Source organism: Pseudomonas sp. PsB (genome assembly GCF_043658375.1).
GTDB lineage: Bacteria > Pseudomonadota > Gammaproteobacteria > Pseudomonadales > Pseudomonadaceae > Aquipseudomonas > Aquipseudomonas putida_Z.
Genome location: NZ_JBIGLU010000035.1, coordinates 1 through 12990, shown reverse-complemented (window position 1 = coordinate 12990; position 12990 = coordinate 1). Strand labels below are relative to the sequence as shown.

Below are 12990 nucleotides of genomic sequence, written 5' to 3'. Positions count from 1 at the left end.
TTAAAGACGGGTGATGTTCAACACGTCGCCAGACAGGCTGACTTGCACGCCAGTGCCCCACAGCGGGTCGCGGCGCAGGTCTTCGCATACCTTGTACTGGCCGGCGATGGAAACCATTTCGGCGGTCATCTGCTGGCAGAAGATACGTGCCTTGGTATTGCCTTTGATGCCGGCCAGGGCGCGGCCGCGCATGGCGCCGTACACATGGATGTTGCCATCGGCCAGAAGTTCCGCCCCCGGGCTGACCGAACCGGTCACCACCAGGTCGCCGCCCTGGGCGTAGATCTGCTGGCCGCCACGTACTGGCGAAGTGATGATGCGGGTCGGGCGCACCTCGGGTTCGAGGATTGGCGGCGGGACAGGGGCCGGCTCTGGCTTCTTCACCTCGGGTTCGGGCTCCAGCGGCCGTTCGCGGGCGCCGGATGGCGGCAGCACCGGCAGGTCGATGGCAATGGCGGCGGCGATGTCCTCGATGCGGTTGGCGCGGATGGCCAGGGTACGCAGGCCGTGGTGGCGGCAGATCCGCATCAAGCCGGGCAGGTCGATTGCCCCCTCGTCGGCCGGCAGCTTGTCCAGCGCCAGCACCAGCGGCGTGTTGCTGAAGAAGTTCGGTGCCTGGGCGACTTTGGCCGCCAGTTGGCGGTCGAGGGCTTCAAGGTCATTGCGCGCCAGTTCCAGCACTGTAATGGCGAGCATGCTGCCCTTGAGCTGGAACACGGAGGCGGTGTCGGGTGTGTGGTTTGGGCTCATGGTCTGCATAGACGGCTTGTTGCGAAAAAAGTGCCCTGACTTATAACGATAAGACCGGTTGCCCGCAACATGCGCTGATCCGTTGTAGAATGCGCGGCCTTTGTCTTTCCGGAAGCTTCAATGGAACGCCCGCGTTTTCGTCCCTATTTCCTTCACCCACGTTTCTGGGGCCTGTGGCTGGGCCTGGGCCTGCTGTGGCTGGTGGTCCAGTTGCCGTACCGGGTCCTGTTGAAAGTCGGTGCCGCGCTGGGAGCGGTGATGTACCGCTTTGCCGGTGAGCGGCGGCGCATTGCCGCGCGCAACCTGGAGCTGTGCTTTCCGGAGCTGTCGGTCGACGAACGGCAGCGCCTGCTCAAGGCCAACTTCGCCTCCACCGGTATCGCCTTCTTCGAAATGGCCATAAGCTGGTGGTGGCCCAAGGCCCGGCTGGCGCGCCTGGCCCATGTCGAGGGGCTGGAGCACCTGCAGGCCGCCCAGCAGGCGGGGCAGGGGGCCATCCTGATGGCGGTGCACTTCACCACCCTGGAAATCGGCGCCGCGCTACTGGGCCAGCAGCACACCATCGACGGCATGTACCGCGAGCACGGCAACCCGCTGTTCGACTTCATCCAGCGCAGCGGCCGCGAGCGGCATAACCTCGACTCGCTGGCGGTGGAGCGTGAGGACGTGCGCGGCATGCTCAAGCTGCTGCGTTCGGGCCGGGCGATCTGGTACGCACCGGATCAGGACTACGGCGCCAAGCAGAGCCTGTTCGTGCCACTGTTCGGCATCCCGGCGGCGACGGTGACTGCCACCACCAAGTTTGCCCGGTTGGGCAAGGCACAGGTGATTCCGTTCACCCAGAAGCGCCTGGAGGATGGCAGCGGCTATCGCCTGGTGATCCACCCGCCGCTGGCGGACTTCCCCGGGGAGAGCGAAGAGGCTGACTGCCTGCGCATCAACCAGTGGGTGGAAAGCGTGTTGCGCGAATGCCCCGAGCAGTACCTGTGGGCGCACCGCCGGTTCAAGTCGCGGCCCGAAGGGGAGCCGCGGCTGTATGACAAGAAGAAGCGCTGAATTTTCTTTTGCCTGTGCCGGCCTATTCGCGGGTGAACCCGCTCCCACAGGTTCTCCACAGGCCTTGAAGGCTGTGCAATACCTGTGGGAGCGGGTTTACCTGCGAAAGGGCCGGCACTGACAGCACACCAACCCCAGGAAGGACTCCTATGGCCCCACCCCCGGTAACCGGTCTTATCCTTTCTGGCGGCGGCGCCCGCGCTGCCTACCAGGTCGGCGTGCTGGCCGGCATCGCCGAACTGCTGCCCGCTGGCGCGCACAACCCGTTCCCGGTCATCGTCGGCACCTCCGCCGGCGCCATCAACGCCGTCACCCTGGCCAGCGGCGCCACCCATTTCAGCGACGCCGTACAACGGCTCACCGCCTTCTGGCAGAACTTCCGCAGCCACCTGGTCATCCGCAGCGACTGGCCCGGTGTGGTCCGCCAGGCCAGCCGCTTCGTCGCCCACAACCTGCTGGGCGTGGGCGGCCCGGCGCCAGTGGCGCTACTGGACAGCAGCCCATTGCGCGGCTTGCTGCAGGCGCACCTGAACCTGGACGGTATCGCCCACTCCCTGGCCGCCGAGCAACTGCGCGCCGTCGCGGTGACCGCCTTTGGCTACGAGTCCGGCCAGGCGGTGACCTTCTACCAGGGGCGCGGCACCATCGAAGCCTGGTTGCGCCACCGCCGCATCGGCATGCCCACGCCGTTGACCATCGACCACCTGCTGGCCAGCGCGGCCATCCCGCTACTGTTCGCCCCGGTGCGGCTGGGCGACGAATATTTCGGTGATGGCGCGGTACGCCAGTCGGCACCGATCAGCCCGGCCCTGCACCTGGGCGCCAGCCGGGTACTGGTAGTCGGGGTCAGTGGCAACCCGCAGCGGCCGGCGCCACCATTGCCGACCCAGCGGGTGTTCAGCGGCCAGCAGCCGAGCCTGGCGCAGATCGGCGGGCACATGCTCAACAGCACGTTCATTGACAGCCTGGAAGACGACATCGAGCTGCTGCAGCGCCTCAACCACCTGAGCCACCTGTTGCCGGCGCACCTGGACGCCCGGCGCCTGGGCCTGGCGCCAATCGACGTGCTGGTGGTGGCGCCCAGCCAGCCGCTGGACGAAATTGCCGCGCGGCATCGGCGCGAGTTGCCGGCGGCCTTGCGCATGTTCCTGCGCGGGCCGGGGGCGACACGTACCAGCGGGGCGGGGGTGTTGAGCTATTTGCTGTTCGAGGCCAGTTACTGCAGCGAGCTGATAGAGCTGGGGCGAAAGGATGCCTTGGCCAAGAAGCGGGAGCTTTGCCAGTTCCTGGGGATTTGATGTTGCTTGTGCCGGCCTTTTCGCAGCACAAGGCTGCTCCTACAGGGTAGCGCGTCGCCTTGTAGGAGCAGCCTTGTGCTGCGAAGAGGCCTGGCCTGCCTACTCGGCTATCTGCAACTTGCGCGCCTGGGTATACACATACCGCACCTTCTCGTACTCGAACGGCGAGTTGAGCTGGCCATAGCGGAATTTGGTGCTGTAGCGCTTGTCCACCACGCGCAGCACGGAGATTTCCGGGTGGTCGCTGCTGGCTTCGGCCACGTTCAGGTAGTTGATCGCCTGTTCGCCTGCATAGTCCACCACCAGCCCAGTGGTATCGCGCAGGTTCGACGGCCCCAGCACCGGCAGCATCAGGTACGGCCCGTCCGGTACGCCATAGAAGCCCAAGGTCTGGCCAAAGTCTTCACTTTGCCGCGGCAGGCCCATCTTGGTCGCCGGGTCCCACAGCCCACCCACGCCGATGATGGTGTTTAACATCAGCCGCGCGGTGATCTCCGCCGAGCGCTTGGCCTTCAACTGCAACACGCTGTTGAACAGGTTCGGCACGTCGCCCAGGTTGTTGAAGAAGTTGGTCACCCCGGTGCGCACGAAGCGTGGGGTGACGTACTGGTAGCCGCTTACCATCGGCAGCAGCACCCATTGGTCCAGGCGGTAGTTGAAGTGATAGACGCGCCGGTTGATCGACTCCAGCGGGTCGTACACGTTCAGCGCTTGCAGGGTGGAGCGCTCGAACTCGCGCTGGTCCAGCCCCGGGTTGAATTTCAGCTCGCGCAGCGGGTCGACGAAACCATCGGCCTCGGGCGCCAGTGGTGCTTCGGTGACTTGCGGGTCGGCCTCGATCACGCTGGCCCGAGGGGCGGTTTCGGCGGCCAGGGCCTGGCCGGCGGCGAACAGTGCAGTGGCGAAGAGGAGTTTGTTAACCACGGAAGAACTCCAGCATGGCGTCACTGTTGACGCGGTAATTGAGGTTGCCGCAATGGCCGCCATGGGGGTAAAGGGTCAGGCGCTCACCGAACACCTTGCGCAGGAAGCCGATGTCGCCAGGGCCGAGGATGACGTCGTCGGCGTTGTGCATCACGGCGATCTTGTCGCTGCTGCTCAGGTAGTCTTCCAGCGCATACAGGCTGACCTGGTTGACCAGTTGCAGGATGCTGTTGCCGTCGGTGCGGGCGCGCCACATGGGGATGACCTGCTCGGTCATGTAGCAGTCGAAGTCGCACTGCAGGGCACGCTTGAAGAACGGCGTGAGGCTGCTGCCCTCGGTGATCGGGAATTTCGGCGGAATGATCAGGCCGCGGCGGTTGATCAGGTCGGAGGTGAAGGCAATGTCGGCCGCCGAGAAGCGGAACGAGGTGCCGATCAGCATGGCCATCTGCTCGTTGGACAGGTGCTGGCGCGACTGCTGGAAGTCGTACAGCAAGGCTTCATTGAGGTCGATGTAGCCCTTTTCCTGGAAGTAGCGGGTCAGCTTGGCCAGCATCAGCTCGTAGAAGGTGGTGCTGCGGTCGATGCCCTTGACCTGGGTCTGCACCAGCTTGTCCAGGTTGTTGATCGAGGTGTACAGGTTGACCGGCGGGTTCAGCAGCAGCACGCGCTTGAAGTTGAAGCTGCGGCGGGTTTCGTCCAGGTGGCTGACAAAGGCAGCGTCGAGTGCGCCCAGGCTGTAGCCGGTGAGGTAGAACTCGCTGATTGGCAGGCGCGGGTGCTGGGCGCGCACGGCCTGCATCACCCGGTACATGTCTTCGGCATCATCCTGGCTGACGCCTGGGGTGGCGAAGCGCGAGGCTGCGCTCATGAAGTCGTAGCTGGTGGGCGAGGACAGCTGCACCACGTGGAAGCCGGCCTGGTAGAACAGCTTTTTCAGGTATTCGTTGATGCTGCTGGTGTAGGGTGCACCGGTGCCGGCGATGATGAAGATCAGCGGCGCCTCGTGGTCCTGGCGGGCCAGGCGGTACTTGAGCTTCTTCACTGCCCAGAAGTTGTCGGGCAGGGTGAACTCACGGTCCGGGCGCAGGTTGAGGCTGTAATCGGACTGGCTGATTTCGTCGTCGCCGGGCAGGGTGGGGCGCTGGTCCGGCGGCGTGGTGGCGATGGTTGCCTCGAACGGGTTGGTCAAGGGGTAGCCATAGCTTGCGGCGTCGATATCCCGCGCCGAAGCGGCCACAGCCATGAGCAGGCCGCCGAGCAAGGCAGCGAGGCGCAAAGATCGAAGCATGTAATCCCCCAAAAGAACGCAAGGTCGAGCAGTGTGCAGGCTAGGACCACAACGGGGCGGGCAAAGTTGCCAGGCGCGGTGGTCTTTGGTGTGCTTGTTATCTGCAACATAGCTGCAGGGAAGTGATTTTGCCTTACAACTGGGCATAAGCGATCATGGATGCTTTCGATTTCCGCTATTGGAGAACTGGATGTCTCGTTCGCTGCCGGCTGCGCTGCTTGTGCTGTTTCTGGGGCTTTGGCTTGCTGCCAGTTATGGCGTGCGCTACGGGCTGATGGAGGACGGGCAGTGGGTGGGGCTGTGCACGGCGCCGGCGGCGTACTGGCAGTGTGAGGTACGGTCGTTGCTGGGGCTGGGCATTCATCATCAGGTGATGGCCTGGGGCGGGCTGGGGCTGGCGCTGCTGGCGCAGTTGGTTGCCGGGCGTGGCGGCTGGTGGCTGGCAGTGGTGGCGTTGGTGTTCGCGGTGCCGGCACTGGTGCTGTATACCGCCAGCATTGCCGTGTTCGCGCTGGTGCTGGCGGGGTTGCGGCTGGTGCGGGACGCTGGTGCTACGCGGACTTTGTAGGAGCGGCCTTGTGTCGCGATGGGCCGCAGAGCGGCCCCGGCAATCTATGCCATTGCGCTAATCCTGGGGCCGCTTTGCGGCCCATCGCGACACAAGGCCGCTCCTACAGGGATGTGTATTTTCAGGCCGTGCGAGCAAGGCGCAAGCTCCGCCACAAGGCTGCGGTCATCAGCACACTCACCCCGGCCCACCCCCAGGCCTGTTGGTTCTCCAACCCTTCCACAAACAACTGCGGCGCCACCCCGGCACCGACGATGAACGCCAGCAACGCCACCTCCGCCCGCCGCGCCGGCACCGGCCACAGTGCAAATACCAGCGCCGGCAACGCCAACGCTGCGCTGGGGAAGCTGCGATAGCGTGGGTCGAACACCATCGCCAGCATGCTCACCGCCGCGGCAAAACCCGCTGCCAGCAACAGCCAGCCGGCCCGCGCCTGCAGCCAGGCGTACAGGCGCTCGCGCCAGCCCGTGCGCCGCGCCAGGGCCAGCACGGCATGGGCCAGCACCAGCAGGTTCAGCCCCGCCAGCAGCACCGCCCACAGCCACTCCCCGGCAAAGCGCGCATGGGTGCGCATCAGCTCGCCCCAAAGCCCCAGGCAGCCTGCCCCAAACGCCGCCAGCAACGGCAGCAGCATGGCCGCCACCGGAGTGGCCGGGCGCCCGGTAAGCATCAGCATCAGCACCATCAGCAGGGCACTGGCCAGCAACCACTGCGGCCAGTAAGGCAGGTTGCTCACTGGCCCTTCGAGTACGCCCTTGTCCTGCCGGTCGGCATCGTAAAGCCCCCAGTAACCGCCGACCGCCCCTTCATTGGCGCGCTTCCATGGCTGGTCGAACGCCTCGATCAGGTTGTAGTGCCAGCCGTTGCTTTCGGCCATGGCCACGAACCCGCGAATGAAACGCGCCTCGTTGACCCTGCTGGGCTCCGCGGTTTCGCGCTGGCGGCCTTCGCTGGGCCAGCCGGTTTCGCCGATCAGGACGTCCTTCGGCGCGAAGCGCGTGCCGAACACCCGGCGTACATCGGCGACATGGGCCAGGGCTTCGTCGATGCCACGTGGGTCGTCTTCCCAGTAAGGCAGCAGGTGGATAGTCAGGAAGTCCACCGCAGGCGCCACCTGCGGGTGCTGCAACCAGAACTCCCACACATCGGCGTAGGTCACCGGCACCTTGACCTGGCTTTTCACCCGGGCGATCAGCGTGGCCAGGTGCGCGCCGGTCACTTCCTTGCGCAGCAGCGTCTCGTTGCCGACGATCACCGCGCTGACCACGTCGGGGTTGGCATTGGCGGCGGCGATCAGCAGCTCGATTTCTTTCTCGGTGTCGGCCGGGTGGGCGTTGACCCAGGCACCCAGCATCACCTTCAGGCCATGCTTGCGTGCCAGCGCCGGGATTGCCTCAAGACCGGTCTGGGAATAGGTGCGGATGCACTGAAAACGCTCGGCCAGCAACGCCAGGTCGGCATCCATGCGCGCCGGGCGCAGGCGAAACGGCTGGTCGTAGGGCGACTGGTCCTTGTCGAACGGGGTGTACGAGGCGCATTGCAGCTTGTGCGTCGGGCTGGCCGCGTCGGGCAGTTGCACCGGCTTGCCAAGCCCGTACCAGAGCCCTCCGAGCCCGAGCAGGGCGAGCAGGCAGGCAAGCAGGTACAACGGCAGCAGCAGGCGGGTAGAACTGGGCATCGGGCGGTCCATCGTCAGGCGCAAAAGGGTAGATAGTAGCCCGGCGCCAAACCTTTGGCATGCAAGGATCGCGCAGGTCGGCGCAGGCCGATGGCGCTAATGGCATAGTGCTGTCGCATATGGGGCGGCTACAGGTCGTAGCTGGAGCAGGTCGACTATTGTTGCAGGACGATGATGCAAATTCCGAGACCTGACGAGGGGATGCTTTGATGGCTGCTATTACAAGAATGCGACGTTTCCTGGGTGTGGGCACCGCCATGGTACTGGCCATGAGTGCGGCACAGGCAATGGCCAAAGAAGTCAGCATTGGTTACGTGGATGGTTGGGCTGACAGCGTGGCGACCACCAACGTGGCCGCCGAAGTGATCAAGCAGAAGCTCGGCTACGACGTGAAGTTGCAGGCCGTGGCCACCGGGATCATGTGGCAGGGCGTGGCAACCGGCAAGCTCGATGCCATGTTGTCGGCCTGGTTGCCGGTGACCCATGGCGAGTACTGGGCCAAGAACAAGGACAACGTGGTCGACTACGGCCCGAACTTCAAGGACGCCAAGATCGGCCTGATCGTCCCTGAGTACGTCAAGGCGGTGAGCATTGCCGACCTCAAGACCGACGACACCTTCAAGCAGAAGATCGTCGGCATCGACGCCGGCTCTGGCGTAATGCTCAAGACCGACCAGGCCATCAAGGACTACGACCTGACCGGTTACAAGCTGCAGGCCAGCTCTGGCGCGGCGATGACTGCGGAACTGGGCCGTGCCTATGCCAAGCAGCAGTCGATTGCGGTGACCGGCTGGGTACCGCACTGGATGTTCGCCAAGTGGAAACTGAAGTTCCTCGAAGACCCGAAAGGCGTGTATGGCGCCGCGGAAACCGTGAACAGCATCGGCAGCAAGGAACTGGCCACCAAGGCCCCGGAAGTGGCGGAGTTCCTGAAGAAGTTCAACTGGCAGTCGAAGGACGAGATTGGCGAAGTGATGCTGGCTATCCAGGAAGGCGCCAAGCCTGAAGCGGCGGCCAAGGACTGGGTGGCCAAGCACCCTGAGCGTGTGAAGGAGTGGACTGGCAAGTAACAACCCGTTCCGTTGTAGGAGCAGCCTTGTGCTGCGAAGAGGCTGGTGCAAGCTGCGAAGATTCGGGCAGCCTGTACCGGCGTCTTCGCAGCACAAGGCTGCTCCTACAGGGATATGTGCAAGCTGTTTTGTTGCGTGATCTGTAAAACACCGTTGCATCTAAGACTAAGGTCGTCTGGTTGGCGTCCGATAGCCGCATAAAGTAAGGGTCGTGGGTTCCACCCCTATCTGTGCTGCTAGGACAAAAACAATGAACGACAGCATTTACCTCTCGATACAAAACAGCCCCCGCTTCAAGGAGCTGGTCACCAAACGCGAACGGTTCGCCTGGATTCTCTCGGCGATCATGCTCGGCCTGTACTGCGCCTTCATCCTCCTGATCGCCTACGGTCCTCAGATTCTGGGCACCAAGCTCAGCCCTGAGTCGTCGATTACCTGGGGTATTCCCCTGGGCGTCGGCCTGATCGTCTCGGCATTCGTCCTGACCGCCATCTACGTACGCCGCGCCAACGGCGAATTCGATGAGCTGAACAAGGCCATCCTGAAGGAGGCGCAACAATGATTCGCCACGCCAAAGCCCTGGCCGTACTGGCCTGCGGAGCCTTCGCACCCGCCGTGTGGGCCGCCGATGCCCTGACCGGCGAGGTGCAGAAGCAACCGCTGAACGTCTCCGCGATCGCCATGTTCGTGGCCTTCGTCGCCTTCACCCTCGGCATCACCTACTGGGCCTCCAAGCGCAACAAGTCGGCGTCGGACTACTACGCCGCCGGTGGCAAGATCACCGGCTTCCAGAACGGCCTGGCGATTGCCGGTGACTACATGTCGGCCGCCTCGTTCCTGGGTATTTCCGCACTCGTGTTCACCTCTGGCTACGACGGCCTGATCTACTCGATCGGCTTCCTGGTCGGCTGGCCGATCATCCTCTTCCTGATCGCCGAACGCCTGCGCAACCTGGGCAAGTACACCTTCGCCGACGTGGCCTCGTACCGCCTCGGGCAGAAGGAGATCCGCACCCTGTCGGCCTCCGGTTCGCTGGTGGTGGTGGCGTTCTACCTGATCGCGCAGATGGTCGGTGCCGGCAAGCTGATCGAGCTGCTGTTCGGCCTGGACTACCACGTGGCGGTGATCCTGGTGGGTATCCTGATGTGCCTGTACGTACTGTTCGGCGGCATGCTGGCCACCACCTGGGTACAGATCATCAAGGCTGTGCTGCTGCTGTCCGGTGCCAGCTTCATGGCGCTGATGGTGATGAAGCACGTGGGCTTCGACTTCAACACCCTGTTCTCCGAAGCGATCAAGGTGCACGCCAAGGGCGAGGCGATCATGAGCCCGGGCGGCCTGGTCAAGGACCCGATCTCGGCGTTCTCGCTGGGCCTGGCGTTGATGTTCGGTACCGCCGGCCTGCCGCACATCCTGATGCGCTTCTTCACCGTCAGTGACGCCAAGGAAGCGCGCAAGAGCGTGCTGTACGCCACCGGCTTCATCGGCTACTTCTACATCCTCACCTTCATCATCGGCTTTGGCGCCATCCTGCTGGTCAGCACCAACCCGGACTTCAAGGACGCCGCTGGCGCCCTGCTGGGTGGCAACAACATGGCGGCGGTGCACCTGGCAAACGCCGTGGGTGGCAGCGTGTTCCTCGGCTTCATCTCGGCTGTTGCCTTCGCCACCATCCTGGCAGTGGTTGCCGGCCTGACCCTGGCCGGTGCCTCGGCGGTGTCCCACGACCTGTACGCCAGTGTATGGCGCAAGGGCAAGGCCAACGACAAGGACGAGATCCGCGTGTCGAAGATCACCACCGTCGCCCTGGGCGTACTGGCGATCGGCCTGGGCATCCTGTTCGAGAAGCAGAACATCGCCTTCATGGTCGGCCTGGCGTTCTCCATCGCGGCCAGCTGCAACTTCCCGGTACTGCTGCTCTCGATGTACTGGAAGAAGCTGACCACCCGCGGTGCCATGATCGGCGGCTGGCTGGGCCTGGTGAGTGCGGTGACGCTGATGATCCTCGGCCCGACCATCTGGGTGCAGATCCTCGGCCACGAGAAGCCGATCTACCCGTACGAGTACCCGGCACTGTTCTCGATGCTGATCGCCTTCGTCGGTATCTGGTTCTTCTCGGTCACCGACAAGTCCAAGGCTGCCGAAGACGAACGTGCGCTGTTCTTCCCGCAGTTCGTGCGTTCGCAGACTGGCCTGGGCGCTTCGGGTGCTGTTTCGCACTGATCCTTCCGGCAATGAAAAAACCGCGCTTCGGCGCGGTTTTTTGTGTTTTCGTTGCTAGATCATGCCTAGTAGCAACAAAACCAGCAGAACTACCAGCACCACGCCGATGATGCCGGACGGGCCATAGCCCCAGCTGCGCGAGTGCGGGAAGACCGGTAAGCCACCAATCAGCAGAAGGATCAGGATGATGATGAGAATCGTGGTCATGACGGAGTCCTTGCGTGGTTGAGGGTCAAGGGCCTCGGACTGCTGGCCTCTTGTAAGTAAGGACTGGTGGTAAGTGTCAAAGATTCCATTTGTGTGGTGCCTGTACCGGCCTCTTCGCAGCACAAGGCTGCTCCTACAGCTGTGTGCGGTCCCTGTAGGAGCAGCCTTGTGCTGCGAAGAGGCCGGTGCAGGCTGACCACACAGTCATGCCCCTCCATTCACTACCTTGATGAACCCTGCCTGCCCCCCAGGCCTTGATTAGACTGGTTGCACAACCCATCAGAACAAGGCCAGCCACCATGCAAAACCGCATCATGATCACCGGCGCCGGATCCGGCCTCGGTCGCGAGATCGCCCTGCGCTGGGCGCGTGAGGGCTGGCGCCTGGCGCTGGCCGATGTCAACGAAGCCGGCCTGCGCGAAACCCTGGAGCTGGCCCGCGCAGCTGGCGGCGAAGGCTTTGTCCAGCGTTGCGATGTGCGCGACTACAGCCAGCTCACCGCCCTGGCCCAGGCTTGCTCCGAACAGTTCGGTGGTATCGACGTGATCGTCAACAATGCCGGCGTCGCTTCGGGCGGGTTCTTCGCCGAACTGTCGCTGGAGGATTGGGACTGGCAGATCGCGGTCAACCTGATGGGCGTGGTCAAGGGCTGCAAGGCCTTCCTGCCGCTGCTGGAGCGCAGCAAGGGGCGGATCATCAACATCGCCTCGATGGCCGCGCTGATGCAGGGCCCGGGCATGAGCAACTACAACGTGGCCAAGGCCGGCGTGCTGGCCCTGTCGGAAAGCCTGCTGGTCGAGCTACGCCAACTGGAGGTAGCGGTGCACGTGGTGTGCCCGTCGTTCTTCCAGACCAACCTGCTGGACTCGTTCCGCGGGCCGAACCCGGCGATGAAAGCCCAGGTTGGCAAGCTGCTGGAAGGCTCGCCGATCAATGCGGCGGACATCGCCGAGTACATCCACCGGCAGGTTGCCGCTGGCGAGTTCCTGATCCTGCCCCATGAGGCCGGGCGCCAGGCCTGGCAACTGAAGCGCCAGGCCCCTGAGCGGCTGTACGACGAGATGGCCGAAATGGCGGTGAAAATGCGGGCCAAGGCTCAGTCGCGATGATTCGTCTGTAAGGAAAATTACCCGGAAATGTAGGGCGCTTCTGAATCACGGCAGAACTATTGAGTAGCTCTATGCCGTCAAGGCAGGCTCCGGTTTTCCCTTTCGCTGGAGGATCGGAGCATGCTGGTAATAGGGCGCGAAGTGGGAGAGATCATCGTGATTGGTGATGACATTCGGATCATGGTCGTGGAAACGCGGGACGGTATGGTCCGCTTGGGTGTGGATGCACCGCGGCAGGTGCCGGTGCATCGGTCCGAGGTGTACAAGCGCATCAAGGAAGGGCAGAAAGATAAAGCCCGTGGAATCTGATGTTGCCTGTGCCGGCCTCTTCGCGGGCTCGCCCGCTCCCACAGGTACTGCACCGCTCTCAAGACTTGTGAAATTCCTGTGGGAGCGGGCGAGCCCGCGAAGAGGCCTGACCTGCTAGTCGAGCAGCTCGCTGGGCACATCATGCTTGGCTAGCAACTGGCACTGCTGGCTTTCCAGGTCGAACAGGATGAACGCCTGGCCCTTGGCCAATGCCTGGCGCACCCGCAGCACGCGGGTTTCCAGCGGGGTGTCGTCGCCGTTGTCGGTACCGTCACGGGTGACGAAGTCCTCAATCAGGCGGGTCAGGGTTTCGGCTTGCAGTTGGTCGTAGGGGATCAGCATGGTGGGCGTTGCCTAGGTGTTGGTGGGGGCATGCTACGCGAAACATTCGGGATTTTGGGGCCGCGTTGCGGCCCATCGCGACACAAGGTGTTCTGGTCAAGTATTTCCGGACACCGGTTACGGTGATCAAGCCGCCTGCTGCTCCATAGCTATTGGTGACAGGTA

General features: G+C 63.6%; 14 protein-coding genes. 8 read left to right on the top strand and 6 right to left on the bottom strand.

The window, feature by feature from the left end:
* On the bottom strand, nt 1-759 hold the full coding sequence (minC, locus tag ACGLHT_RS25685; protein WP_025338069.1) for a septum site-determining protein MinC: 759 nt from the start codon (nt 757-759) through the stop codon (nt 1-3).
* Between the two features lie 111 nt (nt 760-870).
* On the opposite strand from minC, the gene ACGLHT_RS25680 reads away from it, so the two are divergent.
* Both ACGLHT_RS25680 and ACGLHT_RS25675 read left to right on the top strand, forming a co-directional pair.
* Complete coding sequence (locus ACGLHT_RS25680; protein WP_274120164.1) at nt 871-1806, top strand: lipid A biosynthesis lauroyl acyltransferase; 936 nt, start codon at nt 871-873, stop codon at nt 1804-1806.
* A gap of 149 nt (nt 1807-1955) precedes the next feature.
* Nucleotides 1956-3104: a patatin-like phospholipase family protein gene (locus tag ACGLHT_RS25675; RefSeq protein ID WP_013971426.1), complete on the top strand. Its 1149-nt coding sequence runs from the start codon at nt 1956-1958 to the stop codon at nt 3102-3104.
* A gap of 99 nt (nt 3105-3203) precedes the next feature.
* Here ACGLHT_RS25675 and ACGLHT_RS25670 read toward each other — a convergent pair whose 3' ends face one another.
* Both ACGLHT_RS25670 and ACGLHT_RS25665 read right to left on the bottom strand, forming a co-directional pair.
* Entirely contained in the window at nt 3204-4028 is an 825-nt protein-coding gene (locus ACGLHT_RS25670) for a VacJ family lipoprotein (RefSeq protein WP_274120165.1), read from the bottom strand.
* The gene (locus ACGLHT_RS25665) at nt 4021-5319 is read right to left on the bottom strand and encodes a serine/threonine protein kinase (protein WP_025338072.1); all 1299 of its coding nucleotides are present in this window, start codon (nt 5317-5319) and stop codon (nt 4021-4023) included. Before ACGLHT_RS25665 ends, ACGLHT_RS25670 begins: the two co-directional genes overlap by 8 nt.
* Before the next feature lie 190 nt (nt 5320-5509).
* Here ACGLHT_RS25665 and ACGLHT_RS25660 point away from each other — a divergent pair, with 190 nt between their 5' ends.
* Nucleotides 5510-5887, top strand: a complete 378-nt coding sequence (locus tag ACGLHT_RS25660) for a hypothetical protein (RefSeq protein ID WP_025338073.1) — start codon at nt 5510-5512, stop codon at nt 5885-5887.
* Between the two features lie 121 nt (nt 5888-6008).
* On the opposite strand, the gene ACGLHT_RS25655 is transcribed toward ACGLHT_RS25660, so the two are convergent.
* On the bottom strand, nt 6009-7577 hold the full coding sequence (locus ACGLHT_RS25655; RefSeq protein ID WP_274120166.1) for a beta (1-6) glucans synthase: 1569 nt from the start codon (nt 7575-7577) through the stop codon (nt 6009-6011).
* 197 nt (nt 7578-7774) lie between these two features.
* Here ACGLHT_RS25655 and ACGLHT_RS25650 point away from each other — a divergent pair, with 197 nt between their 5' ends.
* The 3 genes from ACGLHT_RS25650 (at nt 7775) to ACGLHT_RS25640 (ending at nt 10858) form a co-directional block, all read left to right on the top strand.
* Nucleotides 7775-8635 (top strand): glycine betaine ABC transporter substrate-binding protein, encoded by an 861-nt coding sequence (locus ACGLHT_RS25650; protein ID WP_025338075.1) that lies wholly within the window; start codon nt 7775-7777, stop codon nt 8633-8635.
* 250 nt (nt 8636-8885) lie between these two features.
* Nucleotides 8886-9197, top strand: a complete 312-nt coding sequence (locus tag ACGLHT_RS25645; protein ID WP_003260090.1) for a DUF485 domain-containing protein — start codon at nt 8886-8888, stop codon at nt 9195-9197.
* Nucleotides 9194-10858 carry a cation acetate symporter gene (locus ACGLHT_RS25640; protein WP_013971432.1) on the top strand — a complete coding sequence of 555 codons (1665 nt, stop codon included), beginning with the start codon at nt 9194-9196 and terminating at the stop codon, nt 10856-10858. Before ACGLHT_RS25645 ends, ACGLHT_RS25640 begins: the two co-directional genes overlap by 4 nt.
* Nucleotides 10859-10912: 54 nt before the next feature.
* On the opposite strand, the gene ACGLHT_RS25635 is transcribed toward ACGLHT_RS25640, so the two are convergent.
* On the bottom strand, nt 10913-11065 hold the full coding sequence (locus tag ACGLHT_RS25635) for a DUF3309 family protein (protein ID WP_013971433.1): 153 nt from the start codon (nt 11063-11065) through the stop codon (nt 10913-10915).
* 299 nt (nt 11066-11364) lie between these two features.
* Between ACGLHT_RS25635 and ACGLHT_RS25630 the strand changes: the two genes are divergently transcribed.
* Both ACGLHT_RS25630 and csrA read left to right on the top strand, forming a co-directional pair.
* A complete protein-coding gene (locus tag ACGLHT_RS25630; RefSeq protein ID WP_075044048.1) occupies nt 11365-12174 on the top strand; it encodes an SDR family oxidoreductase in 810 nt (269 codons plus the stop codon).
* 120 nt (nt 12175-12294) lie between these two features.
* Entirely contained in the window at nt 12295-12483 is a 189-nt protein-coding gene (gene csrA, locus ACGLHT_RS25625; RefSeq protein WP_137163216.1) for a carbon storage regulator CsrA, read from the top strand.
* Between the two features lie 114 nt (nt 12484-12597).
* On the opposite strand, the gene ACGLHT_RS25620 is transcribed toward csrA, so the two are convergent.
* Complete coding sequence (locus tag ACGLHT_RS25620; RefSeq protein ID WP_137163217.1) at nt 12598-12825, bottom strand: YheU family protein; 228 nt, start codon at nt 12823-12825, stop codon at nt 12598-12600.
* Nucleotides 12826-12990 lie beyond the last annotated feature (165 nt).

Coding starts and splice junctions, on each gene's coding strand:
- minC (WP_025338069.1), bottom strand. CDS start 759: ATGCAGACCATGAGCCCAAACCACACACCCGACACCGCCTCCGTGTTC.
- ACGLHT_RS25680 (WP_274120164.1), top strand. CDS start 871: ATGGAACGCCCGCGTTTTCGTCCCTATTTCCTTCACCCACGTTTCTGG.
- ACGLHT_RS25675 (WP_013971426.1), top strand. CDS start 1,956: ATGGCCCCACCCCCGGTAACCGGTCTTATCCTTTCTGGCGGCGGCGCC.
- ACGLHT_RS25665 (WP_025338072.1), bottom strand. CDS start 5,319: ATGCTTCGATCTTTGCGCCTCGCTGCCTTGCTCGGCGGCCTGCTCATG.
- ACGLHT_RS25660 (WP_025338073.1), top strand. CDS start 5,510: ATGTCTCGTTCGCTGCCGGCTGCGCTGCTTGTGCTGTTTCTGGGGCTT.
- ACGLHT_RS25655 (WP_274120166.1), bottom strand. CDS start 7,577: ATGGACCGCCCGATGCCCAGTTCTACCCGCCTGCTGCTGCCGTTGTAC.
- ACGLHT_RS25650 (WP_025338075.1), top strand. CDS start 7,775: ATGGCTGCTATTACAAGAATGCGACGTTTCCTGGGTGTGGGCACCGCC.
- ACGLHT_RS25645 (WP_003260090.1), top strand. CDS start 8,886: ATGAACGACAGCATTTACCTCTCGATACAAAACAGCCCCCGCTTCAAG.
- ACGLHT_RS25640 (WP_013971432.1), top strand. CDS start 9,194: ATGATTCGCCACGCCAAAGCCCTGGCCGTACTGGCCTGCGGAGCCTTC.
- ACGLHT_RS25635 (WP_013971433.1), bottom strand. CDS start 11,065: ATGACCACGATTCTCATCATCATCCTGATCCTTCTGCTGATTGGTGGC.
- ACGLHT_RS25630 (WP_075044048.1), top strand. CDS start 11,365: ATGCAAAACCGCATCATGATCACCGGCGCCGGATCCGGCCTCGGTCGC.
- csrA (WP_137163216.1), top strand. CDS start 12,295: ATGCTGGTAATAGGGCGCGAAGTGGGAGAGATCATCGTGATTGGTGAT.
- ACGLHT_RS25620 (WP_137163217.1), bottom strand. CDS start 12,825: ATGCTGATCCCCTACGACCAACTGCAAGCCGAAACCCTGACCCGCCTG.